The following is an 18,742-nucleotide window of genomic DNA, read 5'->3' as shown; positions in this document are numbered from 1 at the left end:
CGGACCCTATTCCCGCGTCCGTTCGCGGGACCGTTTAGACGGCGGGGAAGCGGGCATTTAGAATAAATAACTGTGTGTTAATTGCGCACCTACGGACCTTTCGAAGAGAAGAAGGACTATCAGTGACTAACCCAGCCGCGGAGAGCGCCCAGCGTCCCTTGAGGGTCGCCATTATCGGTGCAGGCCCCGCCGGTGTTTACGCCGCCGACATCCTTACCAAGGCCGAGCGGGACTTCGAGGTCAGCATCGACCTCTTCGACCAGTACCCGGCGCCCTACGGCCTGATCCGGTACGGTGTCGCGCCCGACCATCCGCGGATCAAGGGCATCGTCAATGCCCTGCACAAGGTCCTGGACCGCGGTGACATCCGCTTCCTCGGCAACGTCAATTACGGCCGCGACCTGACGCTGACGGACTTCCGGCACTTCTACGACGCCATCATCTTCGCCACCGGTGCCATCAAGGACGCTCCGCTGAACGTACCCGGCGTGGAGCTGGAGGGTTCCTTCGGCGGCGCGGACTTCGTCTCCTGGTATGACGGACACCCGGACGTCCCCCGCGAATGGCCGCTGGACGCCAAGGAAGTAGCGGTGATCGGCAACGGCAACGTGGCCCTCGACGTCGCCCGCATCCTCTCCAAGCACGCAGACGATCTGCTCACCACCGAAATCCCCGCCAACGTCTACGAAGGCCTGAAGAAGTCTCCGGTCACGGACGTGCACATCTTCGGCCGCCGCGGCCCGGCGCAGGTGAAGTTCACTCCGCTGGAACTGCGCGAGCTCTCGCATTCGCGCGACGTCGACATTGTGCTTTACCCGGAGGACTTCGAGTTCGATGAAGGCTCCGACGAAGCGATCCGCACCAACAACCAGACCAAGACCATGGTCAACACGCTGACCAACTGGTTGGTGGAAGAACAGGACACCGGTGCCTCCCGCCGCCTGCACCTTCACTTCCTGCACAGCCCGGTGGAGATTTACGACGACGCCGAACACCCGGGCAAGGTCGCGGGCATGAAGTTTGAGCGCACCGAACTCGACGGAACCGGCAACGTCCGCGGCACCGGCGAAATCGTGGATTACCCCGTCCAGGCCGTGTACCGGGCCATCGGCTACTTCGGGTCCGAACTTCCCGAGGTGGGCTACGACGAGCGCCGCGGCGTGATCCCGAACGAGGGCGGCCGCGTGATCAACGAAGACGGCACCCCGGTACCGGGCATCTACACCACGGGCTGGATCAAGCGCGGCCCCGTGGGCCTGATCGGGCACACCAAGGGTGATGCCCTGGAGACCATCGGGTTCCTGCTGGAGGACCGGTTGAACCTGCCCGCGGCCTCGCACCCGGATCCCTCCTCCATCATCGAACTGCTGGAGGAACGCGGCGTTCCCTACACCACCTGGGAAGGCTGGCTGAAGCTGGACGCCTACGAGCGCAGCCTCGGCGCCTCCTACATCCACCCGGACCCGACTACCGGTGAACTCGTACGTGAGCGCGTGAAGGTGGTAGACCGTGAGGAAATGACCCGGATTTCCCGGGGAGAGTAAAGGCGCGGCTACTCTGGCCCCCGCCCCTCCGCGCATGGGAGCATGACATCCAAGAGTTGTGTTCCCTGACAGCGTCCGTCATGGACGGTGTCTGTTTATCAGCGTGGATAGGCGGGGGCCGTGCGCATTGCAGCGCAAGACGAGAAACCGGGCAGGCAGGACACCAGGCACTCCGGTGTCCTGCCGACAGCGCCCGCGGATGCCCTGCGCCACAACGCCATCAGGGCCCATGAATCGCTCGGATCGGGAACCGGCTGGCTGGAGCGGCTGAGGCCCTCGGTCCGTGAGTCCTGGCAGCGGTCCCTGCTGCACATTCCGGACCCCGACGTTTCCGGTGCGGAATTGGTGTTCGACGACGACGCCCTCCGTGGCTACCGTGCCGCCCACCCGCTCGCTGCCGTGATGCCGGTGATCCGCCGCCTGCTGGTGGAGCCGGGGCAGGATGCCGGGCTTTTGGTGGCCGTAGGCGATGAGCTGGGCCGGCTGATGTGGGTGGACGGCGACGCCGGCCTGCGCCGCCGGGCGGAGGGGATGCTGTTCGTCGCCGGAGCGGACTGGTCCGAAAGGACAGTGGGTACCTCCGCACCTGGCACGGCATTGGCCACGGCCGCAGACGTGCAGATAGCCGGGCCGGAGCACTTCAGCCGCCTGGCCCACTCATGGAACTGCACCGCCGTGCCTGTCCGGGACCCGGACACCGGAGTGGTGCTGGGCGTCGTGGACATCACGGGCGGGCCGGACGCGGTGGCGCCGCAGACGCTGGCCCTGGTGCGGGCAGCTGTGGCCGCAGCTGAGGCGCAGCTTCAGATCCAGCGGCTGCAGTTACGGCAGGGCCCGCTCCGGACGGCCCCCGTACCGGGTACCGCCCCGAACGGAACCGATCCCAACCGCACCGCCCCAAGCCGCACCGCCCCAAGCCGAAACGGTCCCAATCGCACCGCTTCACGCCGCACCGCATCCGGCCCGCCGGCGGGAACCGGAGCGGACCACCTTTTTACGGACACCTTGGAAGTACTGGGCCGGGATCACGCCATCCTGCATACCGGCGGCCGCTCCGTGGAACTCAGCTCCCGCCACGGCGAGCTGCTGACGGTGCTGGCCCTGCACCCCGAGGGGTTGACGGCCGGGGACCTAGCGGTGCTGGCGTACCCCGAAGGGTGTCCGGCGGGGACAGTCCGTGCCGAAATACTGCGCCTGCGCAATCTTATGGAGTCCCTGGCACCGACGCCCGCCGCTGACGTGCTGGTTCCGCTCTCGCGTCCGTACCGGCTGTCCCGCCCACTGGTGGTGGACGCTGCGCAGGTTCTGCGCTTCCTGGAGCGGGGAGCGTACCGGGTTGCCCTGCGGATGTACCGGGGCCCGGTGCTTCCCCGGTCGGAATCCCCGGCCGCCGTCGGACTCCGCACCGAGGTCTCGGCGGTGCTGCGCGAAGCGATGCTCTCGGACGCCGGTGCGGATACCCTGTTGCAGTATCTGCAGCTGCCCGAGGCCGCGAATGACGTCGGGGCCTGGCAGCTTGCGCTGCGTCTGCTGCCCCCGCGCTCGCCCCGCCGCTCCGCCGTCGTCACTGCTCTGGAACGGATCGAGCGGGACCTCGCCTAACGATCCCTGCCCGGTTGCGGCTGAATCGGCCGACGCGTGGTTTACGGTTTCCGGCCCGGCTCCGCAGCGGTTCCACCGGCGGCAGGCGGGGCCTCAGGGTGCCCGGAATCGTCCTTCCCAACGCCCTCGTCTTCGGCCGGAACCGGGTGGATCCTCAGGCTGGTGAGCAGCCCGATAACCAGCGCCCCGGCGGCAATCCAACCGGCCAGCGAGGCTCCGTTGGTCATGGCGTCGCGGGCGGCGTCGGCAATGAATGCCGTGGCCGGGTTCTCTGCGAGCGCGCTGATGGTGCCGCCGGAGGAGGCATCAACGGAGTCCACTGCCGGGGCCAGAGCCGGTGAGGCCGCCACTGCGTCGGCGGTGCCGTCCCGGGTGCCGTCGCGCAGGGTGGTGAAAAACGCGGTGCCAAGGACGGCGATGCCCAGGGCGGAGCCGGTCTGCCGGGCGGTGCTTTGGGTCGCTGAGCCCTGCCCGCTGCGTTCGACCGGCACTTCGGCGAGGATCACCGAAGTCAGCTGGGCCGTGGCAAGACCCACGCCAAGACCGTACACAAAGAGCAGCGGTGAGGTAAGCCATGCCGTGCTGTCGGGACGGATCAGCAGCGCCAGCACGGCAATGCCCAGTACTTCCAGGCTTAGCCCGATGCGCACCACAATAATCGGGCTGTACCGCCGGGAGAGTCCCGCAACCGCACCGGAGGCCAGGAAGGAGCCCGCCGCCAGGGGAAGGAGGGCCAGCCCGGCCTGGAACGCGGTATAGCCCAGGACGTTCTGGAACCACAGCGGCAGGGAGAGGATCAGCCCGAACTCGCCGAAGCTGACGATCAGCGCGGTGAGGTTTCCGTTGGCAAAGGACCGGATGCGGAACAGGGACAGGTCAAGGATGACTCCCTGTCCGGCAAGTGTCCGCCGCCGCTGCGCGAGCACAAAGGCGGTAAGGGAGAGTGCTGCGATCAGGAACACCCACGGAACAGGGGAGAGGGAGGCGACCGTGAAGGGCGCGTCTTCGGTGGGGGACCACCAGCCGTAGCTGCGGCCTTCGATCAGGCCGAACACCAAGGCACCGAAACCCAGAATCGAAAGCAGTGCCCCGCCGACGTCGAGCCGCTGGTCACGGCCGACCGTGGATTCCGAGGATTCAGCCACAAAAAGCAGCAGTCCCGCGATGACCAGTGCCCCGACCGGCAGATTGATGCCGAAGGCCCACCGCCAGCTGGCATTTTCAATCAGCCAGCCGCCCAGCAGCGGTCCCACCGCGGCCATGCCCCCGATGGTGGAGCCCCATACGGCGAACGCGATGCCGCGTTCACGCCCCTGGAAGTTGGCATTCAGCAGCGCCAGCGTGGTGGGCAGGATCATGGAACCGCCCAGGCCCTGCAGGGCACGGCCCAGGATCAGCAGCCCGCCGGAACCGGCGAGCGCACACATCAGGCTCGCGCCCACGAAAATGACGACGCCGAGGAGCATGATGCGCCGCCGTCCCACCCGGTCCGCAATCCGCCCCCAGGTCAGCAACAGGGCTGCAAAAAGGAGCGTGTAGATTTCCTGCACCCACTGAATCTGCGTGCTGGAAATGCCCAGGTCGCCCACCACGGAGGGAATGGCCACGGACACAATCGTGGCGTCCATGATGATGGTCGCTACCCCAAGGCTGATCGCCAGCAGCCCCCACCATCGATACCTGACATAGCGGCTCTGCTCGGGTGTGCCCACGGACGTCCTTCCACCGGGCCGCACGGCCTGCGGCTGAGGGCGGGCCGTCCGGATCCGACTGTCCCGCGTGGCCATAGTAGGGCCTGTGTGATGCAACGTACATGCAACGTTGCGCTGCCTACTCTCTCACTATCAGCACCGACACCGATGTCGATCACAGAAGGAGCGGAAATGAGTGTTTACGCGCAGCCCGGTACCGAGGGATCCAAGGTCAGTTTCAAGCCACGCTATGAGAACTGGATTGGCGGCGAATGGGTAGCCCCCGTCAAGGGCCAGTATTTCGAGAACGTCACTCCCGTCACCGGCCGCGTGTTCTGCGAGGTGGCCCGGGGAACCTCCGAGGATATTGACCTGGCACTGGACGCGGCGCATAAGGCTGCAGGCGCCTGGGGTAAAACAGCTGTGGCCGAGCGTGCACTGATCCTCAACCGCATCGCGGACCGGATTGAGGAGAACCTCGAGATGCTCGCCGTCGCCGAAACCTGGGACAACGGCAAGCCGATCCGCGAAACCCTCGCAGCGGACCTTCCCCTGGCGGTGGACCACTTCCGCTACTTCGCCGGAGCCATCCGCGCACAGGAAGGATCCCTCTCCCAGATTGACGACAACACCACGGCCTACCATTTCCACGAGCCGCTCGGTGTGGTGGGGCAGATCATCCCCTGGAACTTCCCCATCCTTATGGCCACCTGGAAGCTGGCACCCGCACTGGCTGCCGGCAACGCCATTGTGCTCAAGCCCGCCGAACAGACCCCGGCCTCCATCCTGGTGCTGATGGAACTCATCGCGGACCTGCTGCCGGCAGGCGTCCTGAACGTGGTCAACGGCTTCGGCGTGGAGGCAGGTAAGCCTCTGGCATCCTCGAACCGGATCCGCAAAATCGCATTTACCGGAGAGACCACAACCGGCCGGCTGATCATGCAGTACGCCAGCCAGAACCTCATTCCGGTCACGCTGGAACTGGGCGGCAAGAGCCCGAATATCTTCTTCGCTGACGTTGCCCGGGAAAACGATGCGTTCTACGACAAGGCGCTGGAAGGCTTTAATATGTTCGCCCTGAACCAGGGCGAAGTCTGCACCTGCCCCTCCCGGGCACTGGTACAGGACTCCATGTACGACTCCTTTATGTCCGATGCCCTGGCCCGCACCGCACAGATGGTGCAGGGGAACCCGCTGGACACCAACACCATGGTCGGTGCCCAGGCCTCCAACGACCAGTTGGAGAAGATCCTCTCCTACCTGGACATCGGCCGGCAGGAGGGAGCCAAGGTTCTCACCGGCGGTGAGCGCGCACATCTCGACGGCGACCTGTCGGAGGGCTTCTACGTGCAGCCGACCGTCTTCGAAGGCAGCAACAACATGCGCATCTTCCAGGAGGAAATCTTCGGACCCGTCGTCTCCGTGACCCGATTCTCGGACTACGGCGAGGCCCTGGCCATCGCCAATGACTCGCTGTACGGCTTGGGCGCCGGTGTCTGGTCCCGTGACGGCAACACCGCCTACCGGGCAGGCCGTGACATCCAGGCCGGCCGGGTCTGGGTGAATAACTACCACGCCTACCCGGCCCACGCCGCGTTCGGCGGGTACAAGTCCTCCGGCATCGGGCGGGAGAACCACGCCATGATGCTGGACCACTACCAGCAGACCAAGAACCTCCTGGTCAGCTACGCCGAAAACAAACAGGGCTTCTTCTAAGCAGCAAGGGACGCGCCTACGCTGGACTACCACGTACCACCGATCGAATTGAGGATCGAATGGCCAGCATGAAAGCAGCAGTTGTGAACGAGTTGGGCAAAGGGCTTTCCGTTGAGGATGTGGCGGTCCTTGAACCCGGACCGGGACAGGCACTGGTCAAGCTCGTTGCGACCGGTGTGTGCCACACCGATCTGCACGCAGCGGACGGAGACTGGCCTGTTAAACCGACACCACCGTTCATTCCCGGGCATGAGGGCGTGGGGGAAGTGGTGAAGGTGGGCGAAGGGGTCACGGATCTGAAACCCGGCGACATGGTCGGCAACGCGTGGCTGGCCTCCGCCTGCGGAGTCTGCGAATACTGCAGGACGGGCTGGGAGACGCTCTGCGAGGACCAGACGAACAGCGGCTATTCGGTGGACGGGTCCTTTGGCCAGTACATGCTGGTGGATGCCCGGTTCGCCGCGCGCATTCCGGAGGGGGCGGACCCGCAGGAAATAGCACCCGTCCTCTGCGCCGGTGTCACGGTCTACAAGGGATTAAAAGTCAGCGAGGCGCGCCCCGGACAATGGGCGGTCATTTCGGGGATCGGCGGCCTCGGCCACGTCGCAGTGCAGTATGCCAAAGCCATGGGCCTGCGCGTGGCCGCCGTCGATATCAGCGATGACAAGCTGGAGCTTGCGAAGAAATACGGAGCCGAGGTGACGGTCAACGCCAGCACCGAGGATCCGGCGGAAGCAATCCAGGAAAAGGTGGGCGGCGCACACGCGGTGTTGGTCACCGCGGTGCATCCGGCCGCTTTCGGGCAGGCAATCGGTATGGCCCGCCGCGGCGGAACCATCGTTTTTGTCGGGCTGCCGCCGGGGGATTTCCCTGCCCCGATTTTTGACATCGTGCTCAAGGGCCTGACCATCCGCGGTTCCATTGTGGGCACCCGCCAGGATCTGGCCGAGGCTATCGATTTCTACGATAGGGGCCTGATCCATCCCAATGTGAGCATCCGCAGCCTGGAGGAGATCAATACGGTGATGGATGAGTTGCGCGGCGGCCACGTCGACGGCCGGGTGGTGATCGGGTACTGATGGATACTGCTCCTGTTTCAACGCTCGACGCCGGTGCGGCGCTGCCCGGGGAGGATTTCTCCCGGGTGGCGCTCAGCCCCGCTGCGCAGGAACTGCTGCGGAGCCTGGTCAGGCAACACGGCCCGCTGATGTTCCATCAGTCCGGCGGCTGCTGCGACGGTTCCTCGCCCATGTGCTATCCGAAAGGCGAGTTCCTTACCGGGGACGCGGATGTCCTGCTGGGCGTCTTCAACCTGGACGGCGAGGACCTGGAATTCTGGATGTCCCGGGAACAGTTTGCCTACTGGAAACACACCCATCTCACCGTGGATGTTGTAGCCGGACGGGGAAGCGGGTTTTCCGTCGAGGCACCCGAGGGCAAACGCTTCCTGATCCGTTCCCGCCTGTTTGGCCAAGATGCGGATCCGTCCTGAAATAGTAAGCTGGCTGTTGAACCTGCCGTTCCGGCGGTAGGGTGCAAGTGGACGGAACTTATCGAGGCCCTGTGAGGGCAGGAGAAGAGGAAGACCATGGTAAAGAAGTTTGTATTTCTGGCCGGCATGGGCGTGGGCTACCTGGTGGGCTCCAAGGGCGGCCGCGAAAAACTGATGCAGCTCTGGAAGGACCCGAAGGTCCAGGACACGGTGTCCCAGGGCACTGATTGGGCCAAGGAGAAGGCTCCGGGCCTGCAGGACAAGGTCACCGGCGCAGCCAAGGACGCTGCCTCCAAGGTCACCGGGTCATCCTCAGGATCCGATTCAGCTTCGGCGACGGCGGGCTCCGGCTCGTCTGCTGCAGGAAGCTCCGCCGGTGCCTCCGGCGGCTACACCTCCGGGGGAGACCACAAGATGTCTCCCGCTGAGCCGCAGCCGGAGTCATAACCGCACGGCACTGCGCAGCAAAAATTCATGCAGAAGGAGCGGACGGGCCAGGCCCGTCCGCTCCTTCTGCATGAGGCGCGAAAAAGGAACTGTGAACAACGGAACCTGTACGGGTACAGGCACGTTGGGAAGGCGGAGGTATTTTTGGGGGCCTGCGTGCGGAACCTGACGAAAAATGACTGCCGGAGCAGCTGATGGGAATACCATGCAGCGGAACAGCAGTTATGTTCGGCTAGTATCGAGTGCCCGGAAAGAACACAACTACGGATTTGGAGTGTGAGCCGAGAACATGGCTACAGATTACGACGCACCGCGCAAGACTGAGGAAGAAGCCGGCACCGCCTCCATCGAGGAACTCCAGGCCCGGCGCAGCGACAAGCAGTCTGCCGTAGTTGACGTCGATGAAGCCGAAGCAGCCGAAGGATTTGAACTTCCTGGCGCCGACCTCTCCGGCGAAGAACTGCTCGTACGCGTGGTGCCGCCCCAGGAAGACGAGTTCACCTGCAACTCCTGCTTCCTCGTCCGCCACCGCTCCCAGCTGGCCGTGGAAAAAGACGGCGTCGCTTACTGCAAGGATTGCGAGGGCTGATCAGCCTTGCTGCACCGTGCAGCCGCCCCGCTCCAGCCTGCGTGGCGGCTGCAGCGTTTTAAGCGTAGGAATCCCGGGTCCGTCCGGCCGCTGAGGTTGGCTACGGAAAGGGAAGCCGATGGGTGAGCCGGCGACGACGGCGGTACTGCTGGCTGCTGGGGCCGGCACCCGCCTGGGCCGCGGGCCGAAGGCGTTGCTGCCCTTCCATGGCCGGCCTTTGGTTGAACACCAAATCAGGGTCCTGCTGGCCGGGGGATGCAGGGACGTACTGGTGGTGCTGGGGGCCGGCAGCACCCGGATCCTGGCGGAAGCCGATCTGGCGGGTGCCAGTCCGGTGCTGAACCCGGACTGGCCGCACGGCATGGGCACCAGCTACCGGCAGGGTATGGCTGCCGCCGTTCAGCTGCGGCCCTCGGCGGTGCTCGTGGCACTGGTGGACCAGCCCGGGCTGACCGCGGCGGCGGTTTCCCGGCTCCGCTCATCCTGGCAGCCCGGACGGATTGCCGCCGCCGGATACCGGGACGGTGATGGCAGGCTGCGGCGGGGCCACCCGGTGCTCTTTGATAGATCGATTGCCGTCCGAAGCCTGGAATCCGGCGTGACGGGCGGGCAGGACACCGGCGCGCGGGCATTTCTGGCGTCCCACCCCGAGCTTGTGGACGTGACCGACTGCTCCGACCTCGCCGACGGACGTGACGTGGACACAAAAGCGGATTTGGTCCTGTTAGACTGAAAACTTCGTAGGGGAGTATCCCGAAACGCCGATATCCGTCAACACGTGGAGCACCGACGCTCCGCCGGGTTCAGCGGCCAGCATCATTTTGCTGGCGGGAGAGACCTATGCTCCTTTGGCGTACCCTACGAAAGCAGACCTTCATGACTGTTTCCCCCCTAGTCTGGGGAGTGACCATTGTTGTCATTCTGGGCCTTCTGGCCTTCGACTACTTCTTCCATATCCGCAAGGCCCACATCCCCACCCTGAAGGAAGCGGCCATCTGGTCCGCCATTTACGTGGGCCTGGCCATCCTGTTCGGCGTTGTTGTCTGGGTTCTGGGCGGCACCCAGATGGGCACCGAATACTTCGCCGGCTACATCACCGAGAAGGCCCTGTCGGTAGACAACCTGTTTGTCTTCCTGATCATCATGGCCAGCTTCCGGGTACCGCGTGAGGACCAGCAGAAGGTACTGCTTTTCGGCATTGTCTTCGCCTTGATTGCCCGCACCGGGTTCATCCTTCTTGGCGCCGCGCTGATCAACTCCTTCTCCTGGGTCTTCTACCTCTTCGGCCTGATCCTGCTGATCACGGCCGGCAATCTGCTCAAGCCCGAGAGCACCGAAGGCGACGACGAAGCGAACAACTTCGTCATTCGCCTGGCACGCAAGATCTTCCACACGTCGGATAAGTACGACGGCGACAAGATGTTCACCATCGAGAACGGCAAGCGCGTTCTCACCCCGATGCTGCTGGTCATGGTGGCCATTGGCGGTACCGACATCCTCTTCGCCCTCGACTCCATTCCCGCCATCTTCGGGCTGACGCAGAACGTCTTCATCGTCTTTACGGCCACGGCCTTCTCCCTGATGGGCCTGCGCCAGCTCTACTTCCTGATCGACGGGCTGCTGGACCGCCTCATCTACCTCAGCTACGGCCTCGCCACCATCCTGGCCTTCATCGGCGTCAAGCTTGTCCTGCACGCCCTGCATGAAAACACCCTGCCGTTCATCAACGGCGGTGAGCATGTTCCGGTCTTTGAAATCAGCACCGGCCTTTCCCTCTCCGTCATTGTGGGCGTCCTTGCGGTCACCGTGATTGCTTCCCTGGTCAGCCCCGCAGGCAAGGCCATGGCCGCCGTCAACAACGCACGCCGCCACGCCGACGCCTACCTGGACCTGTCCTACACAGCCGACCCGGGTGAGCGCGAGCGCGTCTACAAGGCTCTGTGCGACGAGGAGCAGGACATCATGAAGATGGACATCAAGTACCGCGACAAGGTCAAGGACATCGAAGAGATCCGTGAGACCGTGGCCCGCGCACATAGCGAGCACGAGCGTTACCTCTCCCGCTAAGGGCAGGTACCTGCACTCACGTACCTAAAGATACGTACCTAAAACAGAGGCATCCCGGGCAGCTGCCCGGGATGCCTCTTTGCTTTTTCCTCCGCTGTCCGCGGGTCCGTCCGCGGGTCCGTCAGCGGCCGCGGGATCAGTGGTCAGTGTTCTGCCGCGGATCAGACTTCTGTGCCAGCCGGCCGTCCGCGCGTGCCCCGGAACGGCGGACCGCGGCGCCCAGGAATATCCCGGCGGCCAGGGCGCCAAGTCCCCCCGCAGCCAAATCGGCCATGGTGTCTTCGTAGCCCACGTTGATAGTCGCGTCCACGAAGGTGTGGCCCCACCATTCAGCCATTTCCCACAACACACTCAGGCCCAGGCCAAGTGCCAGAACCAACACCGGAACCACCAGCGGCAGGGACCGGGAGGAGCGGTGCGGGCGCCGGACCCCGGGGACCGCACCGAATTGCACCAGAAGGAAATAGGTCATCACGGCCAGGACTCCGGTTGCGGCGCAGTGGATCACCAGGTCCCACCAGGAGATACGGGCGTACAGGTCCGCAACGCTGCTCCAGGCCGCCAGCAGCAGCACCAGCCCGTAGACGGCGTCAAAGCCCGGCAGCACGGTCAGGGCCCGGGCCACCAGCATGCCCAGCATCACCAGCAGGAACAGCGAGGTTTCCACCGGCCCGAGCAGTACCACCGCCGCCAGGATACTCAGCAGGCCCAGCACCCGTACGACGTCTGCGAGCAGTTCCTTCCGGCTCTCCGGGGCGCGGAGCAGTGCATCGATCATCCTCATACGGTAGCCCGGGAAGGCGGCGGGCAGGAGAGGCGGCGGAAACCCCGGGGGCTCCTTCGGCCCTCCCACGCTAAACTCAGCCCATGCCATCACCGCGTACCGCAGCGCTTCCTTCGGTGTCCGTAGTCATTCCGTGCCGCGACGACGCCGACCTGCTTGAGGCCTGCCTGCAGTCCCTGGCGCAGCAGAGCGTCCCGCCCGCGGAAATCGTGGTGGTGGACAACAACAGCGCCGATGCCAGCGCGGACGTTGCCCGCCGCTACGGTGCCCGTGTGGTGTTTGAACCCGTCCCCGGGATCCCCGCCGCGGCCGGCGCGGGTTACGATGCCGTTGCCTTTGGCGCGGACGCAGCGGATCTCATCATTGCCCGATGCGACGCGGACTGTGTCCTGCCGCCGGATTGGATTGCGCGCATAGCTGAAAACTTCACGGCGAATCCTCAGCTGGAGGTCCTCAGCGGTCCGGGAGTGTTCTACGGGATGCCGCCATGGGCCGGCAGGCTTCTCGCAGGCCTGTACCTGGGCGCCTACTTTCTGGCGATGGGTTCCGCGCTGGCCCGTTGGCCGGTTTTCGGCTCGAATATGGCCATGCGGGCAGGCACCTGGCAGGACATCAGCAACGAGGTGCACCGGGATGATGCGCAGATGCACGACGACGTTTGCCTAAGCTTTCACCTCGGTCCCCGGCGGCGCTGCCGGCTGGACCGGGAGCTGGTGGTGGGAATGGCACCGAGGGCGGTGCAGACCGGGGCCAGCCTAAGCCTGCGCTTCCGCCGGGCCTTCCACACCCTCGCCGGCCATTGGCCGCAGGAGTACCCGTGGCGGCGATGGGAGCAGCGGTTTCGCCCGGTCGGTGATGGTCAGGGGTAGAGCAGCGGCAGTTGAAGGACCAGCCACGGGCTGAATGCCCAGGGCGTCAGCCGCACAGCGGGGACCAGTTGCGCCGGATCAGCCCACTCCCAGTCCATAACCTCGTCCGCGGCGGGCACCGGGTCGGCGTCCGCTACAGCCGTATAGACCGGGCAGATCTCGTGTTCGACAATCCCGGACGCATCTACTGCGCGGTAGCGGAAATCGGGAAGATGCAGCGTCAGATCCCGGATCTCCAACCCAAGCTCGCGCTGTGCGCGGCGGCGGACGGCGTCCTCTGTTGCCTCGCCGGGCCCGGGGTGCCCGCAGAAGGAATTCGTCCAGACGCCAGGCCAGGTCAGTTTGGACAGCGCCCGTCGGGTCACCAGCAGGCGGCCGTCGGGGTTGTACACGTGCGTGGAGAACGCCAGATGCAGCGGCGTGTCGGTGGTGTGCACGGTGGCTTTGTCATGGGTACCCAGCGGGCTGCCATCGATGTCAACCAGAACAACCTGCTCCGGGCGGCCTGTCATTTCTTCCCTTTGTCGCATACGTGTTTACTTTACCTATGGAGACGCACCCCCCGCTCGATCTATCTGCCGGCCAAGGCATGGTTGAGGATGTCCTCGACCGGTTCTTTGAACGGGCCAAGGCCCGGGCCGCGAAGCTCGGACCCAGCTACCTGTCCCTGTGGCAGACCCTCGAGGATTCCACCGCCGGAGGCAAAAGGGTGCGGCCGCGGATCCTGCTGACCGCCTATTTGAATCTCGGGGGCACCGACACCGCTGCAGCGGCCGGCGTCGGCGCCGCGTTTGAACTTCTGCACACGGCGCTGATTGTCCATGACGACGTGATCGACCTGGATTTCACCCGGCGCGGCCAGGAGAACGTCTCGGGCGTATACCGTGACCTGGCCTCCTCCGCCGGGGCCGAAACCGGTGCCGCCCGGCACCGCGGACTCTCAGCAGGCGTTATCGCCGGCGACCTGGCGCTCACCGGTGCTTTCCGCCTGCTTGACCGCTCTCCCGTATCCCCGGAGACACGGTTGCGACTTGCCGAAATCCTGGACGACGCAGTCTTTGCGTCCGCCGGCGGGGAACTGATTGACGTCGATTTCTCGTTCCACCCCGGGGCACCGCCCATCGACGAAATACTGCACATGGAACGGCTGAAGACAGCCGTCTACTCCTTTGAGGCCCCGTTGCAGGCAGGCGCCGTGCTGGCCGGGGCGCCTGACGAGGTTGTGTCGACCCTGGGCCTCTACGGGCGGGATATCGGCATTGCCTACCAGGTGGTTGATGACCTGCTGGGTGTTTTCGGATCGGAAACCGCCACCGGCAAGTCCACGTTCTCGGACCTGCGCGAAGGCAAGCGCACCGTCCTGATTTCCTATGCCTCGGACAAACCCGAGTGGGCTGAACTTTCGGATTTGATCGGCAGCCCCTCGCTCACCGCCCGTGGGGCGGCCCGGGCACGGGAGTTGCTGGTTTCCTCCGGAGCGCGGGACCACGCCCGGGAACTGGTGCGCGAATATGCTGACCGTGCCCGCCAGCGCCTGGACTGCCCTGCCGTGACGCCGGGCCTGCGGGCAGCCTTGTCCGCGGTGGTCGACGACGCCGTGAACAGGGGACGCTAAGACATGGCGGCAGAACAGGGTCTCGCCCTCTACAACACCGTGGCCGGAGAGACCTCAGCGGTGCTGATCCGGTCCTATTCCACATCCTTCGGCCTGGCCTCACGCCTGCTCCCGGCGCGGACCCGCAGGCAAATCGAAACCATCTACGCACTGGTGCGGCTGGCCGACGAGATCGTGGACGGCGTGGCCCTTGCGGCAAAGATACCGCGCGGGGACATCGGCGCGCTCCTGGACGAACTGGAAGCGGACACGGAGCGGGCGCTGCGCACCGGGTACAGCGTGAACCTCGTGGTGCACGCGTTTGCGCTGACCGCCAGGGCCACCGGCATCGGGCCTGAACTGACCCGGCCCTTCTTCGCATCCATGCGCGCGGACCTGGAACAGGCCGAACACACCGAAGCCAGTTTCAATGAGTACGTCTACGGATCAGCCGAAGTGGTGGGGCTGATGTGCCTGCAGTGTTTCCTGCAGGATCTCGCCATCCCGGAAGACCAGTCCAAGCGGCTGCGCGAGGGCGCCCAGCGGCTGGGGTCAGCGTTCCAGAAGGTCAATTTCCTGCGCGATCTTGCCCAGGACTTTGAGACCCTCGGCCGCAGCTACTTCCCCGGCGTCACGGTCGATGCCTTCACGGAGACGGACAAAAACAGGATCCTGGACAGCATTGACGCGGATCTGCTGGTCTCGGGGGCTGCTGCCGCCGAGCTTCCGGCCGGCTGCCGTGCCGCCGTCGTCCTGGCCCAGGAGCTCTTTACCGAACTGGCCCGCCGGCTGCGCGCTACTCCTGCCGCCCGGCTGCGCACCACCCGCGTCCGTGTCCCGAATCCAGTCAAGGCCCGCATCGCTGCCCGCGCGGTCTTGACGAGGCGGGCCACCGTCCCGGCCGCAGCCCCCATCAACACCGAACCGAACGGACCGCATCCATGAGCACCCAGCCGCGTACCGCCGTCGTTATCGGGGGCGGGATTACCGGACTGGCCACCGCGGCCCTGCTGGCCCGCGAAGGCCTGGAAGTCACGGTGCTGGAGAAGCAGCCGGAAACAGGCGGCCGCGCCGGCAGCTGGGAAACCGGCGGGTTCCGCTTTGACACCGGTCCGTCCTGGTACCTGATGCCCGAGGTATTTGACCACTTCTTCCGTCTGCTGGGGACCTCCGCGGCTGAGCAGCTGCAGCTGGTCAAACTCGATCCGGGGTACCGGGTGCTGTTCGAAGGGCAGACCGGTCCCGTGGACATCGCCGCGACCCGGGAGGAAAACATAGCCCTCTTCGACTCCCTGGAACCCGGTGCCGGGCAACGCCTGGAGGAGTACCTGGAGTCCTCAGAAGAGGTCTACGCCATGGCGAAGAAGCGGTTCCTGTACTCGACCTTCGCGTCCTTCCTGCCGCTGCTGCGTCCGGACGTGCTGCGGCGCGGACCCCGTCTGGCCCGCCTGCTGCTGGAACCGCTGAGCAGCTTCGTGGCCAAGCGCTTCACTGACCCAAGGATCCGGCAGATCCTGGGATATCCGGCGGTATTCCTTGGCTCCTCGCCGTTCACTACGCCCAGCATGTACCACCTGATGAGCCGGCTGGACCTCGCCGACGGTGTGCTGTACCCCATGGGCGGTTTCCATCGGATCGTTTCCGTGATCGGGGACCTGGCGCAGGCCGAGGGCGCCCGGGTGATTACCGGCGCGGAAGTCACCTCGATCCGTACGGAGGTCTCCGGCCGCAAAACCCGGGCCACCGGTGTGCAGTACCGCAGCCCGGACGGCACCCTGGAGTCACTGGACGCGGACCTGGTGGTCTCCGCCGCGGACCTGCACCACACTGAAACCGAGCTCCTGCCACTGGAACTGCAGACCTATCCGGAAAAGTACTGGCAGCGACGGGTTCCGGGTCCGGGCGGGCTGTTGCTCCACTTGGGCGTACAGGGGACGTTGCCGCAGCTGCAGCACCACACCCTGCTCTTTACCGAAGACTGGAAAGCGAACTTCGAGAAGATTTTCGGCAAGGACACTTCGGTGCCGGATCCCGCGTCGCTGTATGTCTGCCGGCCCAGCGCCACGGACCCGGACGCTGCACCGGAGGGCCATGAAAACCTTTTTGTGCTGGTTCCCGTGCCCTCAGATCCGTCCCTGGGCGCAGGCGGGATCGACGGCGCCGGGGATCCGCGCATCGAGAAGATGGCGGATGCAGTGATCGCCCAGATCTCGTCCTGGGCCGGTATCCCGGATCTGGCCGAGCGCATCATTATCCGCCGCACTGTCGGTCCGCAGGATTTTGTCACCGACCTCAATTCGTGGCGCGGTACCCTGCTGGGCCCGGCACATATCCTGAAGCAGAGCGCCTTCTTCCGCGGCTCGAACGCCAGCCGCAAGGTGGACGGCCTGCTGTACGCCGGCGGGTCCACGCTGCCTGGCATCGGCCTGCCCATGTGCCTGATCAGTGCCGAACTGATACTCAAGCGGCTGCGCGGTGACACCGGCACCGAGGCGCTGCCAGAACCCGCCCCGTGGTCCGCCACGGCGGACAGTCGGCCGGAAAGTGCCGGCCGCGCCGCGGGCGGGGATGCGAAGCCCCTGCCCGCAGAGCCTTCCTCCGGGGACGGCGCCTGATGGGCGTGCTGTATCTGCTTTTCCTGCTGCTCTCGCTGGGGTGCATGGCCCTGTTGGACCACAGGTTTCGGCTGTTCTTTTTCGCAGATGCCCGCCGGGCTGCCCTGGTGTTGCTGATCGGCGTGCTGTTCTTCACCGGCTGGGACCTCGGCGGGATCGGCGCGGACATCTTCTACCGAGGTGAGACCCCGTTTATGCTCGGCCTGACCCTGGCTCCGCACCTGCCCGTGGAGGAAATCTTCTTCCTTGCTTTCCTCTGCTATCTGACGATGGTGGTCTTCGGGCTAGTGCGCCTGGCGGCCGGGAAAGCTGCAGCAAGGGACAGGGTGAAGCAGTGACCTATTGGACCCTCAACGCCTTTTTCCTGGTCCCGGCCGCGCTGGTGTTTGGAGCGGCGCTGCTGGCCCGGCGCCGCACGCCCGTGTTCTTCCGATCCGCAGCCGCCGTCACCGCGGCGGTCCTGCTCGGACTCACCGCCGTTTTTGACAACCTGATGATCCGGGTTGGCCTGTTCTGGTACAACGAGGACCGCATTTCGGGAGCCTTCATCGGAACGGCTCCGCTGGAGGATTTCGCCTATCCCGTCGCCGCCGTGCTGCTGCTGCCGGCGCTCTGGGTGCTGTTGCCCGGTCGGGCGCCTGAACCAGCTGCTGCCAGGCGGGCTGCACAAAGTACACCGAATACCAAGGAGAACCAGTGAGCGGCACCGCCACCCGTACGGCCGGCACCACCCTGCGGATGCTGCTGGTTTCATCCCGTCCGTTGTCCTGGGTCAACACCGCCTATCCCTTCGCAGCGGCGTACCTGCTGACCGCCGGCCGGATCGACGCCGCATGGGTCATCGGAACGCTGTTCTTCCTGATTCCCTACAACCTGGCGATGTACGGCATCAACGACGTCTTCGACTATGAGTCGGACCTGCACAACCCGCGCAAGGGTGGTGTGGAAGGTGCCGTCCTGGACCGCAGCTTCCACCGCACCACGCTGTGGGCAGCGCTGGCGACAAACGTTCCCTTCCTGGTGGTCCTAGTGGCGCTGGGCAATGCTCTGTCCGTGCTGGTGCTGGCCGTGAGCGTTTTTGCGGTGATTGCCTACAGTGCACCCAAACTGCGGTTCAAGGAGCGTCCGTTCCTGGATTCGATGACGTCCAGCACGCACTTTGTCAGTCCCGCCGTTTACGGGCTGGTTCTCGCCGGCGCGGAGTTCACCCCGGGCCTGTGGGCCGTGCTGGGGGCGTTCTTCCTGTGGGGCATGGCAAGCCAGGCCTTCGGCGCGGTGCAGGACGTGGTGCCGGACCGGGAGGGCGGCATCGGGTCCATCGCTACGGTGCTCGGCGCCCGGACGGTGGTGTGGGTGGCCGCAGCCGCGTACCTGGCCGGCGGCCTGCTGATGCTGCTGACCCCGTGGCCGGCAACACTGGGCGGGCTGCTGGCCCTGCCCTACATCCTCAACCTCGTACCGTTCCTTCGGATTACCGACGCGGGGTCGGGAGCTGCGAATGCCGGCTGGAAACGCTTCCTGAAACTGAACTTCCTCACCGGTTTCCTGGTGACGCTGCTGATCATTGCCTACTGGCCCAACCGATAGCCGCAGCGGGCCGCGGGAGAATAAACAGCAGCGAGCATAAACGCCAGCGTGCATAAACAGCAGCGTGAATAAAACAGCAGCGGCCGACCCCCGAAGGGGCCGGCCGCTGCTGTTTCATACGGAACTACCGGAAACCGGCGTCAGC

General features: G+C 65.3%; 19 protein-coding genes. 16 read left to right on the top strand and 3 right to left on the bottom strand.

Going from position 1 to position 18,742, the window contains the following annotated elements; all coding sequences use genetic code 11:
* The first annotated feature begins 122 nt into the window (after positions 1-122).
* Together MUK71_RS13250 and MUK71_RS13245 are read left to right on the top strand one after the other, a co-directional pair.
* Positions 123-1,544, top strand: a complete 1,422-nt coding sequence (locus MUK71_RS13250) for an FAD-dependent oxidoreductase (RefSeq protein WP_227902393.1) — start codon at positions 123-125, stop codon at positions 1,542-1,544.
* A gap of 204 nt (positions 1,545-1,748) precedes the next feature.
* Entirely contained in the window at positions 1,749-3,146 is a 1,398-nt protein-coding gene (locus MUK71_RS13245) for a GAF domain-containing protein (protein ID WP_432418050.1), read from the top strand.
* A 41-nt stretch (positions 3,147-3,187) separates the two neighbouring features.
* Here MUK71_RS13245 and MUK71_RS13240 read toward each other — a convergent pair whose 3' ends face one another.
* Positions 3,188-4,858 carry a DHA2 family efflux MFS transporter permease subunit gene (locus tag MUK71_RS13240; protein WP_227902392.1) on the bottom strand — a complete coding sequence of 557 codons (1,671 nt, stop codon included), beginning with the start codon at positions 4,856-4,858 and terminating at the stop codon, positions 3,188-3,190.
* 171 nt (positions 4,859-5,029) lie between these two features.
* Between MUK71_RS13240 and adh the strand changes: the two genes are divergently transcribed.
* From adh to MUK71_RS13205, 7 genes are all read left to right on the top strand, one after another.
* Positions 5,030-6,553 carry an aldehyde dehydrogenase gene (gene adh / locus MUK71_RS13235; protein ID WP_227902391.1) on the top strand — a complete coding sequence of 508 codons (1,524 nt, stop codon included), beginning with the start codon at positions 5,030-5,032 and terminating at the stop codon, positions 6,551-6,553.
* Positions 6,554-6,621: 68 nt separating this feature from the next.
* Complete coding sequence (gene adhP / locus MUK71_RS13230) at positions 6,622-7,632, top strand: alcohol dehydrogenase AdhP (RefSeq protein ID WP_227902390.1); 1,011 nt, start codon at positions 6,622-6,624, stop codon at positions 7,630-7,632.
* On the top strand, positions 7,632-8,045 hold the full coding sequence (locus MUK71_RS13225; RefSeq protein ID WP_227902389.1) for a DUF779 domain-containing protein: 414 nt from the start codon (positions 7,632-7,634) through the stop codon (positions 8,043-8,045). The genes adhP and MUK71_RS13225 overlap by 1 nt, the downstream gene beginning before the upstream one ends.
* 96 nt (positions 8,046-8,141) lie before the next feature.
* On the top strand, positions 8,142-8,492 hold the full coding sequence (locus tag MUK71_RS13220) for a hypothetical protein (protein ID WP_227902388.1): 351 nt from the start codon (positions 8,142-8,144) through the stop codon (positions 8,490-8,492).
* A 289-nt stretch (positions 8,493-8,781) separates the two neighbouring features.
* Positions 8,782-9,081, top strand: a complete 300-nt coding sequence (locus tag MUK71_RS13215) for a DUF4193 domain-containing protein (protein WP_227902387.1) — start codon at positions 8,782-8,784, stop codon at positions 9,079-9,081.
* Positions 9,082-9,199: 118 nt separating this feature from the next.
* Positions 9,200-9,814 carry a nucleotidyltransferase family protein gene (locus tag MUK71_RS13210; protein WP_227928703.1) on the top strand — a complete coding sequence of 205 codons (615 nt, stop codon included), beginning with the start codon at positions 9,200-9,202 and terminating at the stop codon, positions 9,812-9,814.
* 143 nt (positions 9,815-9,957) lie between these two features.
* On the top strand, positions 9,958-11,148 hold the full coding sequence (locus tag MUK71_RS13205) for a TerC family protein (RefSeq protein WP_227902385.1): 1,191 nt from the start codon (positions 9,958-9,960) through the stop codon (positions 11,146-11,148).
* 136 nt (positions 11,149-11,284) lie between these two features.
* On the opposite strand, the gene MUK71_RS13200 is transcribed toward MUK71_RS13205, so the two are convergent.
* Entirely contained in the window at positions 11,285-11,926 is a 642-nt protein-coding gene (locus MUK71_RS13200) for a DUF2238 domain-containing protein (protein ID WP_227928705.1), read from the bottom strand.
* A gap of 89 nt (positions 11,927-12,015) precedes the next feature.
* On the opposite strand from MUK71_RS13200, the gene MUK71_RS13195 reads away from it, so the two are divergent.
* Positions 12,016-12,801, top strand: coding sequence for a glycosyltransferase family 2 protein (locus tag MUK71_RS13195; RefSeq protein ID WP_227928706.1), 786 nt, complete (start codon positions 12,016-12,018; stop codon positions 12,799-12,801).
* On the opposite strand, the gene idi is transcribed toward MUK71_RS13195, so the two are convergent.
* Entirely contained in the window at positions 12,792-13,313 is a 522-nt protein-coding gene (idi, locus tag MUK71_RS13190; RefSeq protein WP_227902382.1) for an isopentenyl-diphosphate Delta-isomerase, read from the bottom strand. The genes MUK71_RS13195 and idi overlap by 10 nt on opposite strands.
* 35 nt (positions 13,314-13,348) lie before the next feature.
* Here idi and MUK71_RS13185 point away from each other — a divergent pair, with 35 nt between their 5' ends.
* Genes MUK71_RS13185 through MUK71_RS13160 form a run of 6 tightly spaced genes read left to right on the top strand, consistent with a single transcriptional unit; the run spans position 13,349 to position 18,597 of the window.
* Positions 13,349-14,416 (top strand): polyprenyl synthetase family protein, encoded by a 1,068-nt coding sequence (locus MUK71_RS13185; protein ID WP_227902381.1) that lies wholly within the window; start codon positions 13,349-13,351, stop codon positions 14,414-14,416.
* Positions 14,417-14,419: 3 nt separating this feature from the next.
* Entirely contained in the window at positions 14,420-15,340 is a 921-nt protein-coding gene (locus tag MUK71_RS13180; protein ID WP_227928708.1) for a phytoene/squalene synthase family protein, read from the top strand.
* Complete coding sequence (gene crtI / locus MUK71_RS13175) at positions 15,337-17,010, top strand: phytoene desaturase family protein (RefSeq protein WP_227928711.1); 1,674 nt, start codon at positions 15,337-15,339, stop codon at positions 17,008-17,010. The genes MUK71_RS13180 and crtI overlap by 4 nt, the downstream gene beginning before the upstream one ends.
* Complete coding sequence (locus tag MUK71_RS13170) at positions 17,010-17,348, top strand: lycopene cyclase domain-containing protein (protein ID WP_227902378.1); 339 nt, start codon at positions 17,010-17,012, stop codon at positions 17,346-17,348. The genes crtI and MUK71_RS13170 overlap by 1 nt, the downstream gene beginning before the upstream one ends.
* Positions 17,345-17,710 carry a lycopene cyclase domain-containing protein gene (locus MUK71_RS13165; RefSeq protein ID WP_227928712.1) on the top strand — a complete coding sequence of 122 codons (366 nt, stop codon included), beginning with the start codon at positions 17,345-17,347 and terminating at the stop codon, positions 17,708-17,710. The genes MUK71_RS13170 and MUK71_RS13165 overlap by 4 nt, the downstream gene beginning before the upstream one ends.
* A 38-nt stretch (positions 17,711-17,748) precedes the next feature.
* On the top strand, positions 17,749-18,597 hold the full coding sequence (locus MUK71_RS13160; protein ID WP_231709953.1) for a prenyltransferase: 849 nt from the start codon (positions 17,749-17,751) through the stop codon (positions 18,595-18,597).
* Positions 18,598-18,742: the final 145 nt, after the last annotated feature.

It is taken from the genome of Arthrobacter zhangbolii (assembly GCF_022869865.1).
Lineage (GTDB): Bacteria > Actinomycetota > Actinomycetes > Actinomycetales > Micrococcaceae > Arthrobacter_B > Arthrobacter_B zhangbolii.
The sequence above is the reverse complement of the archived record's forward strand: the minus strand, read 5'-3'. Positions and strand labels throughout refer to the sequence as shown.

Coding starts and splice junctions, on each gene's coding strand:
- MUK71_RS13200 (WP_227928705.1), bottom strand. CDS start 11,926: ATGATCGATGCACTGCTCCGCGCCCCGGAGAGCCGGAAGGAACTGCTC.
- MUK71_RS13205 (WP_227902385.1), top strand. CDS start 9,958: ATGACTGTTTCCCCCCTAGTCTGGGGAGTGACCATTGTTGTCATTCTG.
- crtI (WP_227928711.1), top strand. CDS start 15,337: ATGAGCACCCAGCCGCGTACCGCCGTCGTTATCGGGGGCGGGATTACC.
- adh (WP_227902391.1), top strand. CDS start 5,030: ATGAGTGTTTACGCGCAGCCCGGTACCGAGGGATCCAAGGTCAGTTTC.
- MUK71_RS13220 (WP_227902388.1), top strand. CDS start 8,142: ATGGTAAAGAAGTTTGTATTTCTGGCCGGCATGGGCGTGGGCTACCTG.
- MUK71_RS13160 (WP_231709953.1), top strand. CDS start 17,749: ATGCTGCTGGTTTCATCCCGTCCGTTGTCCTGGGTCAACACCGCCTAT.
- MUK71_RS13210 (WP_227928703.1), top strand. CDS start 9,200: ATGGGTGAGCCGGCGACGACGGCGGTACTGCTGGCTGCTGGGGCCGGC.
- MUK71_RS13180 (WP_227928708.1), top strand. CDS start 14,420: ATGGCGGCAGAACAGGGTCTCGCCCTCTACAACACCGTGGCCGGAGAG.
- adhP (WP_227902390.1), top strand. CDS start 6,622: ATGAAAGCAGCAGTTGTGAACGAGTTGGGCAAAGGGCTTTCCGTTGAG.
- MUK71_RS13185 (WP_227902381.1), top strand. CDS start 13,349: ATGGAGACGCACCCCCCGCTCGATCTATCTGCCGGCCAAGGCATGGTT.
- MUK71_RS13170 (WP_227902378.1), top strand. CDS start 17,010: ATGGGCGTGCTGTATCTGCTTTTCCTGCTGCTCTCGCTGGGGTGCATG.
- MUK71_RS13215 (WP_227902387.1), top strand. CDS start 8,782: ATGGCTACAGATTACGACGCACCGCGCAAGACTGAGGAAGAAGCCGGC.
- MUK71_RS13225 (WP_227902389.1), top strand. CDS start 7,632: ATGGATACTGCTCCTGTTTCAACGCTCGACGCCGGTGCGGCGCTGCCC.
- MUK71_RS13195 (WP_227928706.1), top strand. CDS start 12,016: ATGCCATCACCGCGTACCGCAGCGCTTCCTTCGGTGTCCGTAGTCATT.
- idi (WP_227902382.1), bottom strand. CDS start 13,313: ATGACAGGCCGCCCGGAGCAGGTTGTTCTGGTTGACATCGATGGCAGC.